Source organism: Pseudomonas sp. MWU13-2100, assembly GCF_023242365.1.
Taxonomy (GTDB): domain Bacteria; phylum Pseudomonadota; class Gammaproteobacteria; order Pseudomonadales; family Pseudomonadaceae; genus Aquipseudomonas.
On record NZ_JALLIX010000005.1, the window covers coordinates 160948 to 180219 of the forward strand.

Genomic DNA, 19272 nt, shown 5'->3' on the forward strand with positions numbered 1-19272 from the left:
GTGACACTTTATCTGCCCCATAGGTCGGATGGCATGTTCATATAAGACTCCGCCCTATTCACCGAAACCGTTTAGAAGGATTCAGCTCATGGCTAAAGTCACCCTCAAAGGCAACCCGGTTACTGTCAACGGTCAACTGCCGCAGGCCGGCGACAAGGCTCCAGCGTTCTCCCTGGTGGGCGCGGGTCTGGCTGATGTTACGCTGAGCAGCTATGCCGGCAAGCGCAAGGTGCTGAACATTTTCCCAAGCGTCGACACCCCGACCTGCGCCACCTCGGTGCGCAAGTTCAACGCCCAGGCCAACGAAGTGGCCAACACCGTGGTGCTGTGCATCTCGGCTGACCTGCCGTTCGCCCAGGCGCGTTTCTGCGGCGCCGAAGGCCTGGAAAACGTCCTGAACCTGTCCACCCTGCGTGGCCGCGAGTTCATTCATGACTACGGCGTTGAAATCGCCGACGGCCCGCTGGCCGGCCTGACCGCTCGTGCTGTCGTCGTGCTGGACGAGAACGACAAGGTGCTGCACAGCGAGTTGGTCAAGGAAATTGCCGAAGAACCCAACTACGAAGCAGCCTTGGCTGTACTGAAGTAACGGCAAGGCGCCGGTTTGCGGCGGATGTCATGTCCACATCGCCAGCAAGCCGGCTCCGACAAAGTCGGCGGTTACCGTTAAATACTGTCGTACCCCCATACTGTAGGAGCCGGCTTGCAGGCGATAGCGGTGGTGAATACGACATCGTTATCGGGAGGAAGCTCGCTTCTGTGAGTGCGGGTTTCAAGGTAGGATTTTGTGCTTACACGGAGGCCAAACACATGGCTCAAGTCACCCGCAGGGGCGTGACGGTTCAGATCAACGGACAGTTACCGCCACCCGGCTCCCAGGCTCCAGCGTTTTCCCTGGTGGCCAAGGACCTCTCCGATATCACCTTGGGCGGTCTCGCCGGCCAGCGCAAGGTGCTGAATATCTTCCCCAGTGTTGACACGCCGACCTGCGCCAAGTCCGTGCGCCAGTTCAATGAACGCGCCAGCCAACTGGAAAACACTGTAGTGCTGTGCATCTCGGCCGACCTGCCGTTTGCCCAGGCGCGCTTTTGCGGCGCCGAAGGCCTGGACCATGTCGTCAATCTGTCCACTTTGCGCGGGCGCGCGTTCATGCGCGACTACGGCGTGGAAATCGCCGACGGGCCGCTTGCCGGTCTGACGACCCGCGCGGTCGTGGTGCTCGATGCCCATGACAAGGTGCTGCACAGCGAACTGGTGACGGATATCGGCCAGGAGCCCGATTACGAAACGGCACTCGCGGCCTTGAAATAAACGGCTCTGAAACAAGTGGTTTACAATTATTCACGGCCTGACCCTGTCCAGGCCGTTTTTATTTGTGCTTCAGTGTCTTACTTGGACTCTGACAAAGGTCACTCCAAGGTAAATTGCCGGTAAAGGCGCTTTGCCTGAAACAATTCAGTGCTTATCTTGCAGCCTCCCCAAAAAGACGTTCTCGCGCAAAATGGTTGATCATTCCATGCAATCTTCTGCTTCCCATACTTCCCGTCGCTGGCTGTTCGGCCTGCTGATCCTGCTGGTTATCGCTGCATTGTGCTGGCATTTCTGGCCGTCAGGCGGGCAACACAAGGGGGCGCAAGCCAAGCCCGCCACGCATACGGGCAAGTCGGGCATGGCGCGTCCGGGCTTCGGTGCGTCTGCCGGCCCCGTGCCCGTGCGGGTAGCACCGGCGACGTTGGGGGACTTTCCGGTGTACTACAAAGCGCTGGGGACGGTGACGGCTCTCAACACGGTCAACGTACGCACCCAGGTCGCCGGGCAACTGGTCAAGATCAACTTCCAGGACGGCCAGATGGTCAAGGCCGGCGACGTGCTGGCCGAGATCGATCCGCGCAACTATGAAAGCGCCTTGCTCCAGGCCCAGGGCACACTCCTGCAAAGCCAGGCGCAACTGAAGAACGCCCAGGTCGATTTGCAGCGCTATCGCGGGCTGTTCGCCGAAGACAGTATTGCCAAGCAGACCCTGGACACCGCCGAAGCCTCGGTGCTGCAGTACCAGGGCCTGGTCAAGGCCAACCAGGGCGCGGTCGACACCGCCAAACTGAACCTGGACTTTACCAAGATCCGCGCGCCGATCTCCGGGCGCCTGGGCCTGCGCCAACTGGACGTCGGCAACCTGCTGGCGGCGAACGACAGCCAGATACTGGTGATCATCACCCAGACCCAACCGATCAGCGTGGCGTTCACCTTGCCGGAAAACAACCTCGATACCGTGCTCACGCGCTATCACGGTGGAGCGAAATTGCCGGCCGAAGCCTGGGACCGTGGCGACCTGAAACTACAGGCCAGCGGCGTATTGCAGAGCATCGACAACCAGATCGACATCACCACCGGCACCCTCAAGTTCAAGGCCCTTTACGATAACCGCGAGCAAAACCTGTTCCCCAACCAGTTCGTCAATGTGCACCTGCTCGCCGACACCCTGAAAAACGTGGTGCTGGTGCCGAGCGCGGCGATCCAGTTCGGCAACGACGGCACCTTCGTCTATGCCATGGACGGCGACAAGAAGGTCAAGATCCGCCCGCTGAAAGTCGGCGCCAGCGACGGCAACGTCACGGTGATCAAGGACGGCCTGGCCGTCGGCGATCGGGTGGTCCTGGAAGGCACCGACCGTTTGAAGGACGGCGGAGAAGTGGAGGTGGTCAACGACAGTCAGGACGTGCCCAAGGCTCCCGTCGGACAGTTGAAAGAGGGCTCGGCGGCCAAGGCACCGGCTGAAGCCGGCAAGGCGAAAAAGGTCGGCGCATGAATCTCTCGCGGCTGTTCATTCTCCGCCCGGTAGCGACCACCCTGAGTATGCTGGCCATTGTCCTGGCCGGCCTGATCGCCTATCGGCTGCTGCCGGTGTCGGCGCTGCCCCAGGTCGACTACCCGACCATCCGGGTGATGACCCTCTACCCGGGCGCCAGTCCCGACGTGATGACCAGCGCAGTCACCGCGCCCCTGGAGCGCCAGTTCGGACAGATGCCCGGGCTGACCCAGATGGCCTCCACCAGTTCCGGCGGGGCCTCGATCCTGACCCTGCGTTTCAACCTCGACATCAACATGGATGTCGCCGAGCAGCAGGTCCAGGCGGCGATCAATGCCGCCACCAACCTGCTGCCCAAGGATTTGCCGGCACCGCCGGTGTACAACAAGGTCAACCCGGCGGACACCCCGGTGCTGACCCTGGCGATTACCTCGAAAACCATGCTCTTGCCCAAGCTCAATGACCTGGTCGACACCCGCATGGCGCAGAAGATCGCCCAGATCAGCGGCGTCGGCATGGTCAGCATTGCCGGCGGTCAGCGCCAGGCGGTGCGGATCAAGGTCAATCCCGAGGCCCTGGCGGCCAACAGCCTGAACCTGGCGAATGTGCGCACCCTGATCGGCGCTTCGAACGTCAACCAGCCCAAGGGTAACTTCGACGGTCCGACCCGGGTGTCGATGCTCGACGCCAACGACCAGTTGCGCTCACCCAAGGAATACGCCGAACTGATCCTCGCCTACAAGAACGGCGCACCGCTGCGGCTCAAGGATGTCGCGCAGATCGTCGATGGCGCCGAGAACGAGCGCCTGGCCGCCTGGGCCAACGAGAACCAGGCCGTGTTGCTGAATATCCAGCGCCAGCCCGGGGCCAACGTGATCGAGGTGGTGGACCGGATCAAGGCCTTGCTGCCGAGCATCACCGACAACCTGCCGGCGGGCATCGAGGTCAAGGTACTGACCGACCGCACCCAGACCATTCGCGCGTCGGTCAGCGACGTCCAGCATGAACTGCTGATTTCCATCGCCCTGGTGGTGATGGTGACCTTCCTGTTCCTGCGCCGGGCCAGCGCTACCATCATTCCCTCGGTGGCCGTGCCGCTGTCGCTGATCGGTACCTTCGGCGTGATGTACCTGGCGGGCTTTTCGGTCAACAACCTGACCTTGATGGCCCTGACCATCGCCACCGGTTTCGTGGTCGACGATGCCATCGTCATGCTGGAAAACATCTCGCGGTTCATCGAGGAGGGTGACAGCCCGATGCAGGCGGCCCTCAAGGGCGCCAAGCAGATCGGCTTCACCCTGGTTTCGCTGACGCTGTCGCTGATCGCGGTATTGATCCCGCTGTTGTTCATGGCCGACGTGGTCGGGCGGCTGTTCCGCGAGTTCGCCATCACCCTGGCGGTGGCGATCCTGATTTCCCTGGTGGTGTCCCTGACCCTCACGCCGATGATGTGCGCACGCTTGCTCAAACGCGAGCCCAAACCCGAAGAGCAGGGGCGCTTCTATCGTGCCAGTGGTGCCTGGATCGATTGGTTGATCGAGGCTTATGGCCGCAAGTTGCAGTGGGTGCTCAAGCACCAGTCGCTGACCTTGCTGGTGGCGGTCGGCACCCTGGCACTGACCGTGTTCCTCTACATGATCGTGCCCAAGGGTTTCTTCCCGGTGCAGGACACCGGGGTGATCCAGGGGATTTCCGAAGCGCCGCAGTCGGTATCCTTTGCCTCCATGAGCCAGCGCCAGCAGGAGCTGGCCAAGGTCATCCTCACCGATCCGGATGTGGAAAGCCTGTCGTCGTATATCGGCGTGGACGGCGACAATGCCACGCTCAACAGCGGCCGCCTTCTGATCAACCTCAAACCGCGCCACCAGCGCAGCGAAACCGCCACGCAGATCATCAGCCGCCTGCAGCCACAAGTCGACAAACTGTCGGGTATCCGCCTGTACATGCAGCCGGTGCAGGACCTGACCATCGAAGATCGGGTCAGTCGTACCCAGTACCAGTTCAGCATGTCCTCGCCGGACCCCGACCTGCTGGCCGAGTGGAGCGGCAAGCTGGTGGATGCCCTGGCCCAGCGCCCGGAACTGACGGATGTCGCCAGCGACCTGCAGGACAAGGGTTTGCAGGTCTTTCTGGTGATCGATCGGGACGCCGCTTCGCGTCTAGGCGTGGCGGTGTCGGATATCACCGATGCGCTGTATGACGGCTTCGGCCAGCGGCAGATTTCCACCATCTATACCCAGGCCAGCCAGTACCGCGTGGTGCTGCAAGCCCAGGCAGGGGAGAAGGTCGGGCCCCAGGCGCTGGAGCAGATCCATGTCAAGACCACCAGCGGCGGACAGGTACGCCTGTCCAGCCTGGCCCGTGTCGAGGAGCGTCAGGCGCAGTTGGCTATCTCCCATATCGGCCAGTTCCCGGCGGTGATGATGTCGTTCAACCTGGCCCCGGGCGTGGCGTTGGGGCAGGCGGTACAGGTCATCGACCAGGTGAAGCAGGAGATCGGCATGCCGGTGGGCGTGCAGACCCAGTTCCAGGGCGCGGCCGAGGCCTTCCAGGCTTCTCTGTCGAGCACCTTGCTGCTGATCCTGGCGGCGGTGGTGACCATGTACATCGTGCTCGGGGTGCTCTACGAGAGCTATATCCACCCGGTGACCATTCTCTCGACCTTGCCCTCGGCGGCGGTCGGAGCCTTGTTGGCGTTGATTCTGACGGGCAACGACCTGGGCATGATTGCCATTATCGGGATCATCCTGCTGATCGGTATCGTCAAGAAGAACGCGATCATGATGATCGACTTCGCCCTCGACGCCGAGCGCAACCAGGGCATGTTGCCGGAGCAGGCCATCTACCAGGCGGCCCTGCTACGTTTCCGGCCGATTCTGATGACCACCCTGGCGGCGCTGTTCGGCGCCATTCCGTTGATGCTCGCCACCGGCTCCGGTGCCGAACTGCGTCAACCCCTGGGCCTGGTGATGGTCGGTGGCTTGCTGGTCAGCCAGGTGCTGACGCTGTTCACCACCCCGGTGATCTACCTGTACTTCGATCGCCTCGGACGACGCTGGGGGCGGCACCCGAGCCGTCTTGAACAGGTGGAAACATGAACCTGTCGGGACCTTTCATTCGCCGGCCGGTAGCGACCATACTGCTGAGCCTGGCGATTGTCCTGCTGGGGGCCGTGAGTTTCGGTCTGTTACCGGTTTCGCCGCTGCCGCAAATGGATTTCCCGGTGATCGTGGTCCAGGCCAGCCTGCCGGGCGCCAGTCCGGAAGTCATGGCCTCCACGGTGGCCACGCCGCTGGAACGCTCCTTCGGCGTGATTCCCGGCATCAACACCATGAGCAGCCGCTCCAGCCAGGGCTCGACCCGGGTGATTCTGCAGTTCGACCTCAACCGCGATATCAACGGCGCGGCGCGGGAAGTCCAGGCGGCGATCAATGCCTCGCGCAACCTGCTGCCCAGTGGGATGCGCAGCATGCCCACCTACAAGAAGGTCAACCCGTCCCAGGCGCCGATCATGGTGCTGTCGCTGACCTCCGACCAGTTGCAGAAGGGCCAGCTCTACGACCTGGCCTCGACCATCCTGTCCCAGAGCCTGTCCCAGGTCCCGGGTGTGGGCGAGGTGCAGATCGGCGGCAGTTCGCTGCCGGCGGTGCGCATCGAACTCGAACCCCAGGCGCTCAACCAGTACGGCGTGGCCCTGGACGATGTGCGGGCCGCGATTGCCAACGCCAACGTGCGCCGGCCCAAGGGGTCGCTTGAGGACGCCGACCGCAACTGGCAGATACAGGCCAACGACCAGTTGGAAAAAGCCAAGGACTACGAGCCGCTGATCATCCACTACCAGAACGGTGCCGCCCTGCGCCTGGGGGATGTGTCGAAGATCAGCGACAGTGTCGAGGATCGTTACAACGCCGGGTTCTTCAACAATGACGAGGCGGTCCTGCTGGTGATCAACCGCCAGGCCGGCGCCAACATCATCGAGACGGTCAATGAGATCAAGGCTCAGTTGCCGACCTTGCAGGCGGTGTTGCCGGCCAGCGTCAAGCTGAACCTGGCCATGGACCGCTCGCCGGTGATCAAGGCTACGCTCCATGAAGCCGAGATGACCCTGCTGATCGCCGTGGCCCTGGTGGTGCTGGTGGTGTACCTGTTCCTCGGCAACTTCCGCGCTTCGCTGATCCCGACCCTGGCGGTGCCAGTGTCGCTGGTCGGCACCTTTGCGGTCATGTACCTCTATGGCTTCTCGCTGAACAACCTGTCGCTGATGGCGTTGATCCTGGCCACCGGCCTGGTGGTGGACGATGCCATCGTGGTACTGGAGAACATTTCCCGGCATATCGACGATGGCATCCCGCCGATGAAGGCCGCGTACCTGGGTGCCAGGGAAGTCGGCTTCACCTTGCTGTCGATGAACCTGTCGCTGGTGGTGGTGTTCCTCTCGATCCTGTTTATCGGCGGGATCATCGGCAGCCTGTTCCGCGAGTTTTCCATCACCCTGGCGGCCTCCATCCTGGTCTCGCTGGTGGTGTCCCTGACGCTGACGCCGATGCTCTGCGCGCGCTGGCTCAAGCCGCATCAGCAGGGCGCGTCGACCCGCCTGCAACGCTGGAGCGAAAAAGCCAACGAATGGATGATGGCGGCCTACGCCGTCAGCCTCGACTGGGTCCTGCGGCACAAGCGCCTGACCTTGCTCAGCCTGTTCGTCACCATCGGGGTGAATATCGCCCTGTACGTGGTGGTACCGAAAACCTTCCTGCCGCAACAGGATACCGGGCAACTGATCGGTTTCGTGCGTGGCGACGACGGCATGTCGTTCGGCAATATGCAGCCGAAGATGGAAATCTTCCGCAAGGCGGTGCTGGCCGATTCGGCGGTGCAGAGCGTGGCCGGTTTTATCGGCGGCAACAACGGCACCAACAACGCCTTCATGCTGGTGCGCCTCAAGCCGATCAAGGAACGCAACATCTCGGCGCAGAAGGTCATCGAGCGCTTGCGCGACGAAATGCCCAAGGTGCCCGGCGCCCGGCTGATGCTGATGGCCGACCAGGACCTGCAGTTCGGTGGCGGCCGCGAGCAACAGACCGCGCAGTACTCCTACATCCTGCAAAGCGACGACCTGGGTGTCTTGCGCGAGTGGTATCCGAAAGTGGTCGCGGCACTCAAGGCCCTGCCGGAGCTGACCGCCGTCGATGCCCGGGAAGGCCGCGGAGCCCCGCAGACCACCCTGGTGGTCGACCGCGATACCGCCAAACGCCTGGGGGTGGACATGAACACGGTCACCACGGTGCTCAACAACGCCTACAGCCAGCGGCAAATTTCCACCATCTACGACACCCTGAACCAGTATCAGGTGGTGATGGAGATCAACCCGAAGTACGCCCAGTCGCCGGAAACCCTCAATCAGGTCAAGGTGATCGGCTCAAGCGGGCAGCGCATTCCGCTGTCGACCATCGCCCATTATGAAAACAGCCTGCAGGACGATCGGGTCGACCACGAGGGCCAGTTCGCCTCCGAAAGCCTGTCGTTCGACATGGCCCCGGGGGTGACGGTGGAGCAGGGTACCGCGGCCATCGAGCGGGCCATTGCCAAGCTCGGCTTGCCGGAAGCGGTGATCGCCAAGATGGCCGGCACCAACGACGCCTTTGCCGCCACCCAGAAAAGCCAGCCGTTCATGATCCTCGGTGCGCTGGTGGCGGTGTACCTGGTATTGGGCATCCTCTATGAAAGCTACATCCATCCGCTGACCATCCTTTCCACACTGCCGTCGGCCGGGGTCGGAGCCTTGCTCAGCATCTACCTGCTGGGCGGTGAGTTCAGCCTGATCTCACTGCTGGGGTTGTTCCTGCTGATCGGCGTGGTGAAAAAGAATGCGATCCTGATGATCGACCTGGCGCTGCAACTGGAGCGTCATTCGGGCCTGGACCCGCTGGAGTCGATTCGCCAGGCCTGCCTGCTGCGCCTGCGGCCGATCCTGATGACCACCCTGGCGGCGATCCTCGGCGCCTTGCCCTTGCTGCTGAGCAGTGCCGAAGGTGCGGAAATGCGCCACCCCCTGGGCCTGACCATTATCGGCGGGTTGATCTTCAGCCAGGTCCTGACGCTTTACACCACCCCGGTGGTTTACCTTTATCTCGACCGTTTGCGCCACCGCTTCAACAAGTGGCGTGGCGTACGCACTGATGGTGCTCTGGAAACTCCGCTATGACTGACCAATCGCAATGCAAAGTGCCTCTGGCCGCCCAGCGCCTGGAGACCATCCGTGGCTCACGCCTGCTGAGCCTGACCTTGTGCGGGCTGATGCTCAGTGCCTGTGCCGTGGGCCCGGACTACAAACGCCCGGACGCCACTACGCCGGCGCAATACAAGGAAGCCGCCGGTTGGCGTCAGGCCCAGCCCAGCGACTCGCTGGCCCGTGGCGCCTGGTGGGAGCTGTATGGCGACCCGACGCTCAACGGCCTGGTGGAAAAACTCAACAATGCCAACCAGACCGTGGCGCAGTCCGAAGCCCAGTACCGCCAGGCGCTGGCCCTGGTCAAGAGCTCCCGTGGGGCGTTCTTTCCGAGTGTCGACCTGAGTGCCGGAAAAACCCGCTCCAGCCAGGGCACCGGCAGCAGCAACTCGAGCCTGAGCCGCTCATCCAGCGGGATTGTCGATACCTATAACACCCAACTCGGGGTGAGTTGGGAAGCGGATATCTGGGGCAAGCTGCGCCGTGGCCTGGAAGCCAATGACGCCAGCGCCCAGGCGAGCTTTGCCGACCTTGCGGCCATGCGCCTGAGCCAGCAATCGAGCCTGGTGCAGAACTACCTGCAACTGCGGGTGATCGACGAACAGAAGCGCCTGCTTGAATCGACGGTGCAGGCCTATGAACGTTCGTTGAAGAACACCGAAAGCCAATACCGCTTTGGTGTCTCCGGAAAGTCGGCGATTGCCCAGGCGCAGACCCAGCTCAAGAGTGCCCAGGGCGACTTGATCGACCTGATCTGGCAACGGGCCCAGTTTGAAAACGCCATTGCCGTGTTGATCGGACAACCGCCGGCGCAATTCCAGCTGGCGGCGAGCAGCAGTGTTCCGGCCTTGCCATCGATTCCGTTGGGCGTGCCGTCGCAACTGCTGGAGCGACGCCCGGACATCGCTTCGGCGGAACGTTCGGTGATCGCGGCCAACGCCAATATCGGCGTGGCGAAGGCGGCGTACTACCCGGACTTCACCTTGAGCCTCTCCGGCGGCTACAGCAGCAGCACCTATGCCAACTGGATCAGCCTGCCGAACCGTTTCTGGTCGGTGGGCCCGAAACTGGCCACCACCCTGTTCGACGGTGGCCAGCGCTCGGCGGAAGTGGATCGTACCGAGGCGGTGTACGACCAGACCGTGGCCAAGTATCGCCAGACCGTGCTGGATGGTTTCCGTGAAGTAGAAAACTACATGGTCCAGCTCAAGGTCATGGAGGACGAGGCGACGGTGCGGGCCCAGGCGCTGGACGCGGCCCGGGAATCCCTGCGCCTGACAGAGAACCAGTACAAGGCTGGCCTGATCACTTACCTGGATGTGGTCACGGTGCAGACCACGGCGCTGACCAACGAGCGTAGCGTGTTGAGCCTGCTGCAGAGCCGGTTGATCGCCAGCGTCCAGTTGATTGCGGCGATGGGCGGCGGTTGGGATGGCAATACCGATCTGAGCGCCAAGCGCTGATCGATAGTTGGCTTGGCTTTGATGTTGGGCTCACCGACGCCTTCGCGGGCAAGCACCGCTCCCACAGTACCCGGGGCGTTCCGCAGCTTTGTGGCTATCCCGGACTGTGGGAGCGGAGCTTGCCCGCGAAGAGGCCCTCAAGAGCACCAAGAAACCTACCCGAAACCCCCTTGTTTCTGTAACGAAGTCACCCTGCGGCCGGCCAGAAAACACAGGCTGCCGCCAAGCGCGGTGAGGCAGCTCAAGGCATAGAACATCGTCCCCGGCGCGGTATGGATCAGCAGGTAACCGCAGATCACCGGACTCAACGCACCGCCCAGGGCCGCCAGGTTCTGCGCGCCCAGGTAACTGCCGCGCAGCTCCTCCGGGGCGATGGTGTCGACGAACAGGTATTCGGACGGGTAAATGATCATCTCCCCGAGGGTGAAGATGAACATGGCCGCGCACCAGGTCAGCAGGTTCTGCGCAAAACTGAAGCCGATCAACCCGACGATAAACAGGCTGGTGCCGATGGCGATCCAGTAGCGCAGTTGCTCGCGCTTGAGAAAACGACCGATCTGGTATTGCAGAAGGATCACGCTGATGGCGTTGCAGGCCAGGATCGCCGATAAGGTAGTCAGGGCATCCTGGTTACTGTGGGTCACCAGCAGGTACTGCGACAGGTACAAGGTGAAGCGGCCATGGACGATGGTGCTCAGCAGGCTGCCGCAGGTGAACAGGATCAGGGTCCGGTCGTTGCGTAGCGTCACCAGGGTCTTGACGAAACTTTGCGCCTTGCCGAGCTGGGCCTGGGCGGTCGAGGCAATGCCGAACATCAGGAAAATACTGCCAAAGGCGATACCGGCGGCGATCAGGAACGGCGCCAGGGGTTGCACCCCGGCGATCACCACGCCGAGCATGGGGCCGGTGGCGTAACCGATATTGGTCAAGGTATAGCGCAGGGAAAACACCTTGGCCCGCTGGTCGATGGGCAGGTTCTCGCTGATGATCGCCTTGGAGCCTATCAGAAACAGTGCCGACGCGGTTTCGGTGATCACCAGGGTCAGGGTGGTCAGGTACAGGTCATGGGCGAACGTCAGCAGGGTGAAACCTATGCCGCTGGAAAGCATGGCCAGGATCATCAGCCGGCGTTTTTCCAGACGGTCGATGACATAACCGCCGTACAGCGAGAGGAGGGTGGCGATAAACACCGCGATGCCCATCAGCAGGCCGACATCCTGCTGGTTCAGCTCGAGCTTCCTGCTGAGGAACAGGGTCAGCAAGGGGCTGGTGATGGCGCGGCTGACGACAATGGTCACGGAACAGATCATCAGCCGGCGGATAACGAGAGAGTAGGTGGCCACGGTGATGCTTATATCCTTGTTCTGGAAACGTCTCGGTCTTTCACCGCTGGACCTCAATACCGCTAAAAGCTTCGCGGGCAAGCTCCGCTCCCACAGGATCTATGTCGTATGCGAGGTCTGCGCTCGACCCCCCGCAGGATCTATGTCGTATGCGAGGTCTGCGCTCGACGCCCCACAGGATCTATGTCGTATGCAAAGTCGCTACTTGACGCACATCCTGTGGGAGCGGAGCTTGCCCGCGAAGAGGCCCTCAAGAACGCTGCAACATCACGCCAGGTACTTGCGGTACTGGCGCTCATAGACCGCCGCCGGATGGTCCGCCGTCATGGCGCGACCGCTGTCGTCCCACCACTGGGCCACTTCAGCGCCCGTGGCCATCCACACATCGTCGTATTGCTGAATCCCCTTGAGCAACGCCCGCAGCACGCCGATACGACCCGGCGTAGCGATGACCTCCGGGTGCAGGCGCAGGACATAGCACAGCCCAAACCGATGGAAACCGGCAAAGTCCATCTGCAGGTTGCCCAGGGTATGGCTGTAGGAGGCGATTCGCGACTGCGCCGGTGGCACCGCCGGGCTGAGGTTGAAGGCGAAGTAGGGTTCGTCTTCCAGCTCATAGTGCAGTGGCAGCTCAATGACCCGCGGCGCCGTTGAGTGGGCGAACGGCAGGTCATCGCCACGCCAGGAGGACGACCAGAGAATGCCTTCGCCGTGGAGGGCCTCGGTAAACCCCGGTAACCAGTTGCCGGCCGGAATCCGGAAGCCCCTGGGCCGCTCGCCCGTCAATGCCGCCAGGGCCTGGCAACCTTGCTTGAGCGCGGCCTTCTGCTCTTCGAGAGTCAGGTCGTCGTAGTTCTGGTGGCGGTAGCCGGCACAGGCGATTTCATGGCCGCCGGCCTGGATCGCCCGGATATGCGCCGGCTGTTCCTCGGCGACGATGCCCGGGATACACCAGCTGCTGCGGACGCCCAATTCGTCGAACAGGCCGAGCAGGCGCTCGACCCCGCGCTGGCTGCCATAGCGCCAGACCGACAGGCTCTTGTCGCGCCCGGCGACCTCAGGTGCTTGGGTAAGAATACCGTGTATGTCGTTGTAATCAACGGTAATGATCACCGCGCAGCGATAAGGCGCAGGCCATGGGCTATGGAATGCGGGACGCTGGAACTCAGCCATGATGATGCTCCTTCAGCCACCAATGGGCGACGTCGCGGCAGGTGGCGAACCAGACGTCATCGCGCTCGCGCATATGTTCGAAGAGCCGCTCCAGCAACAGGATGCGCCCCGGCTTGCCGCTGATCTTGGGATGAAACAGGGTGGTCAGGCACAGTCCTTCGTCAACCGCGCCATCGAATTCACGGCACCAGTTGTCCAGGGTCAGTTCATAGCTGGCCGTGCGGTCCAGTCCCGACGGAAAATTCGGTTCGCGGGTGTAGGCAATGGAGGCGTAGTCATCCATTTCCCAGCGGCCGGGAATTTCCACCAGGGGCTGAGCATGGCCCGGCACCTGCACCAGGTAAGGCCGGTCATCACCGCGCATGCTGCTGGAATAGGTCACCCCGGCTTCCATCAGCATCGCAGGGGTTTCCGCGCGCCAGTCGCCGGAAGGTGTGCGAAAGCCCTCGGCACGAATGTTCAGGTGTTGCCAGAACACCTCGCGGCATCTGTTCATCACGTCCCGCTGCTGATCCAGCGTCAGGGCGTAAAAGGATTCGTGTTTGTAGCCATGGTAGGCCACTTCATGTCCGCGTTCGACAATCGCCTGGCACTGCCGGGGCCAGTTTTCCACGACCCAGGCCGGGACGAAGAAGGTGGTCGGCAGGCGGAACTCATCGAGCAGGTCGAGAATCCGCGGTAATGCCCGATACGGGCCGTAACCGCCAAAACCGAAGTACTCGGGTTTGTGCCAGATCGAGCCATCGAGCATGGCATCGCCGGTAGGACCGTCGAGGTCGAATGCCAGGGCCAGGCAGGCTTTATGCCCATCCGGCCAGGTCGGAGTCGAGGACATGAGTGGCAGCTCCTGTTTACTGGCCCTTGTTGACGGCGATGTTATCGACAGCACCGACCGAAAGGTCCCATTTCTTCAGGATGGCCTGGTAGCTGCCGTCGGCGATCATGCTTTGCAGCGCGGTCTGGATGGCATCACGCAGTTGCGCATTTTCCTTGCTCACGCCAATCCCGGTGAATTGCACGACCATCGGCGCGCCGATGATCTTGAAGGTGTTCTTTTCCTGGGCCACGAGGTACGGCAGGGTCTCGCTGCCTTGCACGGCGACGTTGATGCGGCTCTGGCGCAGCTGCGCCCGGGCGTCGGCCGAACCTTCGGTGCCGATCACCTTGATCTGCTTGTCTGCCGGGCAGTGCGCGGTGCTCCAGGCGGCGATTTCCGCCGGGAAGGTGGTACGCCGGCTGGTACCGGCGGTCTTGCCGCAGATATCGGTCATCTCGTTGATGTCCTTGTTCTTCTCCAGGGTGTAGAACTGCGAACCGCTGGTGAAGTAGTCGACGAAGTCCACGGCCTTCTGTCGTTCGGCGGTGTCGGTCATGCCCGAGAGCACGATGTCCACGCGCTTGGTGGTCAGGGCGTTGATCATCTGTTCGAAGGAGGTTTCCTGCCACTTCATTTTCACGCCCATATGCTGCGCCAGGGCGTTACCCAGGTCGAAGTCGACACCGGTGAGCTCGTTGCTGGCCGGGTTCTTGAAATCCATCGGCGGATAGTTGGGCATGATCGCGGCGACGATCTCGCCCTTGGCCTTGATGCTGGCGGGCAATTCGGCGGCCCAGGTAAAGCTGGAGGCCATGACGCCGGCGAGTACTGCGGGAATGACGAAATTCTTCATGGTCGTTCTCTTATGAATGTTGTGAAGGCTCAGGGGAACCTAGGTTCGAACGGCAGAAATGAAGCTTTGGGTGCGCGGGTTTTGTGGACTTATTAGAAGTTCTTCGGGGCTCCCTTCCTCCACGATCTGACCGCCATCCATGAACACCATGCGGTTCGAGACTTCGCGCGCGAAGCCCAGTTCATGGGTGACGACGATCATGGTCATGCCGGTCTGCGCCAGGTCGCGCATCACCGACAGCACCTCTGCGACCAGTTCCGGGTCGAGTGCCGAAGTGGGTTCATCGAACAGCATCAGCTTGGGCCGCATCGCCAGGGCCCGGGCGATGGCCACCCGTTGCTGCTGGCCGCCGGACAGCTCGATGGGATAGCTGTCACGCTTGTGCGCCAGTCCGACCCGGGCCAGCAGCTCGAGGGCTTCCTCGACCGACTCCTTGGGCGAACGCTTGAGCACCTGGACCGGGCCTTCGATGATGTTTTCCAGCACAGTCATGTGCGGAAACAGGTTGAAGCGCTGGAACACCATGCCGGTGGCCAGCCGCTGGCGGGCGATCTGCGCTTCGTTGAGTTCATGCAGCTTGTTGCCGGCGATCCGGTAGCCGACCAGTTCACCGTCGACCCACAAGCCGCCCTTGTCGATCTTTTCCAGTTGGTTGACGCAGCGCAACAGGGTGCTCTTGCCGGATCCCGACGGACCGATGATGCAGAGCACTTCGCCTTGCGCGACCTCGATGTTGACGTCCTTGAGAGCGTGGAAGGAATCGTAGTATTTGTTCAGGCCGACAGCCTTGATGATGCTTCTCATGTTCGAATTCTCCAGGACACTTACGAGCGCTTGCCGGCGCCGCGGGCAAAACGCCGTTCCAGGCGACTCTGGCCGAAGGACAGCACGGTGACGGCGACCAGGTACCAGATCCCGGCGACGATCAGCAGCTCCATGACTCGAGCGTTGGCGTAGTAGATGTTCTGGGCGTTGTAGAGCAGTTCCGAGTACTGGATCACGCTCGCCAGGCTGGTCATCTTGACCATGCCGATGAACTCGTTGCCCACCGGCGGGATAATGATGCGCATGGCCTGGGGCAGGATGATCCGGCGCAAGGCTTGCAGCTGCGGCATGCCGATGGACTTGGCGGCTTCATACTGGCCGGTGTCCACTGACAGCAGGCCGGCGCGGACCACTTCGGCGGTGTAGGCGCCCTGGTTGATCGACAGGCCCAGCAACGCGGCGACGAACGGCGTCATCAGGCTGACGGTATCGAGCTGGAATACCCCGGGAATCCCGATGCTGGGGAAGATCAGCGCCAGGTTGAACCACAGCAGCAGTTGGAGAATCAGCGGCGTGCCGCGGAACAGCCAGGTGTAGGTGATCGCCACGTAGCGCAGTATCGGGTTGGCCGACATGCGCATGATCGCCGTGATTACCCCGAACACCACGCCCAGGGCCATGGCCAGGATCGCCATGATGATGGTGTTCAGCAGGCCGGCGAGGATCGCCTTGGCGGTCAGGAACTGGCCGATATAGGACCATTCGATCTGTCCCTGGGCAAAGGCCCGGACCAGCCCGACCAGAGCGACGACGATCAGGGTGGCGAAGAATACGCGCCCGTAATAACGCCGCGGTACGTGTTCGTACTGGGTGATATCGAACTGGTTCTCGGCCAGTTTGCGCTCAGCGAGCAAGCGGTCTGCCTGGGATTGGCTCATGGTGTTTCTCCGTACGCGGCACTCGGGGGGCCGCCTTTGTTTCTATTGAACGCCGTCACTTCACTGTGGGAGCGGAGCTTGCCCGCGAAAGGGCCCTCAGGTCCGCCAAAAGCTTCGCGGGCAAGCACCGCTCCCACAGGTCTTGGTGTTAGCCTTGTTACACACGCAGGCCGGCATACTCGGCGGCCCATTGGTGCTGTGCCTGCAATGCGACTTTCAGCCGGGCGATCTGTTCGCGCACCTGTGCCGGTGCCGTTCCGCCCCAGCCGCTACGGGCGGCGATGGCTGCTTCCAGGGTCAGGCAGTCACGCACTTGCGGGGTCAGGCGCGGGTCGATCTCGGCCAGCAGCGTCGGGCTCGCTTCCCACAGTTCCAGGTCGCCGGCTTCGCAGGCCTTGACCAGCGCGCCGGTGATTTCATGGGCCTCCTTGAAGGGCACGCCGCGCACCGCCAGCCAGTCGGCAACTTCGGTCGCGAGGGTGAACCCCAAGGGCGCCTGGCGCCGCAGTTCCTCGACATTGACGGTCATGGTCGCGACCATCCCGGCCATGGCCGGCAGCACCAGCAGCAGAGTGTCGACACTGTCGAGCACGCCGTTCTTGTCTTCGCTCAGGTCGCGGTTGTAGGACAGCGGCAAGGACTTCAGGGTCGACAGCAGCCCGGTCAGGTTGCCGATCAGGCGCCCGGCCTTGCCCCGCGCCAGCTCGGCGATATCCGGGTTTTTCTTCTGCGGCATGATCGAACTGCCGGTGGCGTAGGCATCGTCCAGCGCCACCCAGCGGAACTGCCGGGACGACCACAGGCAGAACTCTTCGGCCAGGCGCGAGATATTGATCCCGAGCATGCTGGCGACAAACAGGAACTCGGCGACATGGTCGCGGCTGGCCACCGCATCGATGGAGTTTTCACAGACGCCGCTGTAGCCCATTTCCCGCGCCGACTGCTGCGGCTGGCGGGCGATGGCCGAACCGGCCATCGCCGCCGCGCCCAAGGGCGACAGCGCGGTGCGGGCATCCCAGTCCACCAGGCGCTGAACATCACGCAACATGGCCTGGGCGTGGGCCAGCAGGTGATGGGCGAACACGATCGGCTGCGCCTGCTGCAAGTGGGTGAAGCCGGGGCAGATGCTCTGCACATGCTGCTCGGCCTGCTCGACCAGCGCCTGTTGCAGGGCCAGGACTTCCACCGCCAGGGTGCGGACATGGTCACGCAGGAACAGGCGCAAGTCATTGGCGGTCTGGTCGTTGCGCGAACGTCCGGCGCGCAGCTTGCCGCCCAGGACGCCGAGGCGCTCGGTCAGCAGGCGCTCGATGAAGGTGTGCACGTCCTCGTCGTCGAGGGTCGGGGCGATACGGCCGGCGCGGAAATCCTCGCCGATGGAGTCCAGGGCCTCGACCATGCTTTGGGTTTCCTGCTCGTCGAGCAGGCCGGCCCGCTGCAGCTCGTGGGCATGGGCCCGGGACCCGGCGAGATCATAGGGGGTGAGGCGGAAATAGCGATCCGGGCAACGGGAGAGGGCGGCCAGGGCGGCGGATGGGCCGCTCTTGAAACGGGCCCCCCAGAGACGGTCGGTGGCTTGAGCCATTGTTGTTTTCCTCACGCAAATGATCGATTCGACACAGGACCGCCGCCAGCCATCCGCAGAGGGGCAGGGTCATGCAATATCAGGAGGGCAGTTACGAATCCTTGTAGATGCCGCCGCTCGACGCCGGTGACACCTACAAGTACAAAAGAATGGCTTTTACACGCTTGCAATCAGCGACTTGTGGCGGATTTGCAAAAAATATCGGTGGTTGCCAAGCCTGGTTTTCTGTGTTCATTATTATCGACCGGCGACGTTTTTGTTGTGGAGCCAAGCCTGTTGAATATGCGGTTCGAGGTCAATAAGCATGATGGAAACCCAGCTTTCCAATTCTGGAAACCCGGCGCCGAAACCCGGCCAGCGAGCGCCTTTGGCCCTCAGTGGACTGGACTTCAAATTACTCAAAGTGTTCAAGGCCGTGGTCGAGGCTGGAGGCTTCAGTGCGGCTCAAAATGAACTGAATGTGGGACTTGCCGCTATCAGCAAGCAGATTTCAGACCTGGAAATCCGTATTGGCATGCGCCTGTGTACCCGAGGGCGGGAGGGCTTTTGCCTGACCGAAGAGGGCAGCCTTGTGTATCAGGCGTCAATTGATTTGTTTGCCTCGGTCGACAACTTTCGCGACCGGCTTAGTTCCGCCCAGAACGAACTGATCGGCGACCTTAGTGTGGGCGTGGTGGACAATACCATTTCAGACCTTAATTCACCCTTAGTTGCAGCGTTACGCAAAATCCATGATGAATCGCCGAAAGTAAGATTTCGCTTGCACGCGGCACAGTTGGATGAAGTTGAGCGAGGGGTGGTAGAGGGGCGTTATATTGCGGGCATAGTACCGGTTTATCAAAAAAGAGAAGAGTTCGATTATTTCACGCTCTATGAAGAACGCGCCGAAGCTTACTGTGCTGTCGGACACCCGCTGTTCGACTCGGACGACGTGCACAACAATGTCGAAGTGCTGCGTGAGCATCCGTTCGTCAACCATCGCTATGCCATTCATCGCGACAAACTCGACTTTGTGAACTACGACAGCTTTTCCGCCTCGGCGTCCCAGGTGGAAGCCGTGGCGATGCTGGTCCAGACCGGACGTTTCCTGGGTTTCCTGCCACAGCACTATGCCGCGCCCTTGGTGGCCAAAGGCTTATTGCGGGCGCTGATGCCGGAGCGGGTCAGCTATAACACCCCCTTCAATCTGATCCTGCGCCACAATACGACGCGCAGCCCGCTGGTCAAGGCTTTCGCCCAAGCCCTGGGGGTAGATCTGAAAGCGCCGTTGCAGGGGTAGGGGCGGACCGAAGGCCGCGGTCCC

At 62.0% G+C, this 19272-nt stretch carries 14 protein-coding genes; 7 read left to right on the plus strand and 7 right to left on the minus strand.

Annotated features, from left to right (window positions below; all coding sequences use genetic code 11):
- Window positions 1-88: 88 nt before the first annotated feature.
- From tpx (M5B99_RS05880) to M5B99_RS05905, 6 genes are all read left to right on the plus strand, one after another.
- Window positions 89-589: a thiol peroxidase gene (gene tpx / locus M5B99_RS05880; protein ID WP_248803102.1), complete on the plus strand. Its 501-nt coding sequence runs from the start codon at window positions 89-91 to the stop codon at window positions 587-589.
- Between the two features lie 221 nt (window positions 590-810).
- Window positions 811-1311, plus strand: a complete 501-nt coding sequence (gene tpx / locus M5B99_RS05885; protein ID WP_248803103.1) for a thiol peroxidase — start codon at window positions 811-813, stop codon at window positions 1309-1311.
- 190 nt (window positions 1312-1501) lie between these two features.
- Window positions 1502-2806 carry an MdtA/MuxA family multidrug efflux RND transporter periplasmic adaptor subunit gene (locus M5B99_RS05890; protein WP_248803104.1) on the plus strand — a complete coding sequence of 435 codons (1305 nt, stop codon included), beginning with the start codon at window positions 1502-1504 and terminating at the stop codon, window positions 2804-2806.
- The gene (locus M5B99_RS05895) at window positions 2803-5904 is read left to right on the plus strand and encodes an MdtB/MuxB family multidrug efflux RND transporter permease subunit (RefSeq protein ID WP_248803105.1); all 3102 of its coding nucleotides are present in this window, start codon (window positions 2803-2805) and stop codon (window positions 5902-5904) included. The genes M5B99_RS05890 and M5B99_RS05895 overlap by 4 nt, the downstream gene beginning before the upstream one ends.
- Window positions 5901-9008: an efflux RND transporter permease subunit gene (locus M5B99_RS05900; protein ID WP_248803106.1), complete on the plus strand. Its 3108-nt coding sequence runs from the start codon at window positions 5901-5903 to the stop codon at window positions 9006-9008. Before M5B99_RS05895 ends, M5B99_RS05900 begins: the two co-directional genes overlap by 4 nt.
- Complete coding sequence (locus M5B99_RS05905; RefSeq protein WP_248803107.1) at window positions 9005-10495, plus strand: efflux transporter outer membrane subunit; 1491 nt, start codon at window positions 9005-9007, stop codon at window positions 10493-10495. Before M5B99_RS05900 ends, M5B99_RS05905 begins: the two co-directional genes overlap by 4 nt.
- A 155-nt stretch (window positions 10496-10650) precedes the next feature.
- On the opposite strand, the gene M5B99_RS05910 is transcribed toward M5B99_RS05905, so the two are convergent.
- The 7 genes from M5B99_RS05910 to argH form a co-directional block, all read right to left on the minus strand.
- Window positions 10651-11838 (minus strand): MFS transporter, encoded by a 1188-nt coding sequence (locus M5B99_RS05910; protein WP_248803109.1) that lies wholly within the window; start codon window positions 11836-11838, stop codon window positions 10651-10653.
- 267 nt (window positions 11839-12105) lie between these two features.
- Complete coding sequence (locus M5B99_RS05915; RefSeq protein WP_248803110.1) at window positions 12106-13011, minus strand: polysaccharide deacetylase family protein; 906 nt, start codon at window positions 13009-13011, stop codon at window positions 12106-12108.
- Complete coding sequence (locus M5B99_RS05920; protein ID WP_248803112.1) at window positions 13004-13846, minus strand: polysaccharide deacetylase family protein; 843 nt, start codon at window positions 13844-13846, stop codon at window positions 13004-13006. The genes M5B99_RS05915 and M5B99_RS05920 overlap by 8 nt, the downstream gene beginning before the upstream one ends.
- 16 nt (window positions 13847-13862) lie before the next feature.
- Entirely contained in the window at window positions 13863-14681 is an 819-nt protein-coding gene (locus M5B99_RS05925; protein ID WP_248803114.1) for an ABC transporter substrate-binding protein, read from the minus strand.
- 39 nt (window positions 14682-14720) lie between these two features.
- Window positions 14721-15485, minus strand: coding sequence for an amino acid ABC transporter ATP-binding protein (locus M5B99_RS05930; protein ID WP_100943152.1), 765 nt, complete (start codon window positions 15483-15485; stop codon window positions 14721-14723).
- A gap of 20 nt (window positions 15486-15505) precedes the next feature.
- Window positions 15506-16384 (minus strand): amino acid ABC transporter permease, encoded by an 879-nt coding sequence (locus M5B99_RS05935; RefSeq protein WP_248803116.1) that lies wholly within the window; start codon window positions 16382-16384, stop codon window positions 15506-15508.
- Between the two features lie 157 nt (window positions 16385-16541).
- Window positions 16542-17969, minus strand: a complete 1428-nt coding sequence (gene argH / locus M5B99_RS05940) for an argininosuccinate lyase (RefSeq protein ID WP_248803117.1) — start codon at window positions 17967-17969, stop codon at window positions 16542-16544.
- 307 nt (window positions 17970-18276) lie between these two features.
- Here argH and M5B99_RS05945 point away from each other — a divergent pair, with 307 nt between their 5' ends.
- Complete coding sequence (locus M5B99_RS05945; protein WP_248803182.1) at window positions 18277-19248, plus strand: LysR family transcriptional regulator; 972 nt, start codon at window positions 18277-18279, stop codon at window positions 19246-19248.
- The last annotated feature ends 24 nt before the right edge of the window (window positions 19249-19272 follow it).

What these genes read in the sequence shown, in the direction of transcription:
- tpx (WP_248803102.1), top strand. Translation starts at nt 89, where the DNA reads ATGGCTAAAGTCACCCTCAAAGGCAACCCGGTTACTGTCAACGGTCAA.
- tpx (WP_248803103.1), top strand. Translation starts at nt 811, where the DNA reads ATGGCTCAAGTCACCCGCAGGGGCGTGACGGTTCAGATCAACGGACAG.
- M5B99_RS05890 (WP_248803104.1), top strand. Translation starts at nt 1,502, where the DNA reads ATGGTTGATCATTCCATGCAATCTTCTGCTTCCCATACTTCCCGTCGC.
- M5B99_RS05895 (WP_248803105.1), top strand. Translation starts at nt 2,803, where the DNA reads ATGAATCTCTCGCGGCTGTTCATTCTCCGCCCGGTAGCGACCACCCTG.
- M5B99_RS05900 (WP_248803106.1), top strand. Translation starts at nt 5,901, where the DNA reads ATGAACCTGTCGGGACCTTTCATTCGCCGGCCGGTAGCGACCATACTG.
- M5B99_RS05905 (WP_248803107.1), top strand. Translation starts at nt 9,005, where the DNA reads ATGACTGACCAATCGCAATGCAAAGTGCCTCTGGCCGCCCAGCGCCTG.
- M5B99_RS05915 (WP_248803110.1), bottom strand. Translation starts at nt 13,011, where the DNA reads ATGGCTGAGTTCCAGCGTCCCGCATTCCATAGCCCATGGCCTGCGCCT.
- M5B99_RS05920 (WP_248803112.1), bottom strand. Translation starts at nt 13,846, where the DNA reads ATGTCCTCGACTCCGACCTGGCCGGATGGGCATAAAGCCTGCCTGGCC.
- M5B99_RS05925 (WP_248803114.1), bottom strand. Translation starts at nt 14,681, where the DNA reads ATGAAGAATTTCGTCATTCCCGCAGTACTCGCCGGCGTCATGGCCTCC.
- M5B99_RS05930 (WP_100943152.1), bottom strand. Translation starts at nt 15,485, where the DNA reads ATGAGAAGCATCATCAAGGCTGTCGGCCTGAACAAATACTACGATTCC.
- M5B99_RS05935 (WP_248803116.1), bottom strand. Translation starts at nt 16,384, where the DNA reads ATGAGCCAATCCCAGGCAGACCGCTTGCTCGCTGAGCGCAAACTGGCC.
- argH (WP_248803117.1), bottom strand. Translation starts at nt 17,969, where the DNA reads ATGGCTCAAGCCACCGACCGTCTCTGGGGGGCCCGTTTCAAGAGCGGC.
- M5B99_RS05945 (WP_248803182.1), top strand. Translation starts at nt 18,277, where the DNA reads ATGGAAACCCAGCTTTCCAATTCTGGAAACCCGGCGCCGAAACCCGGC.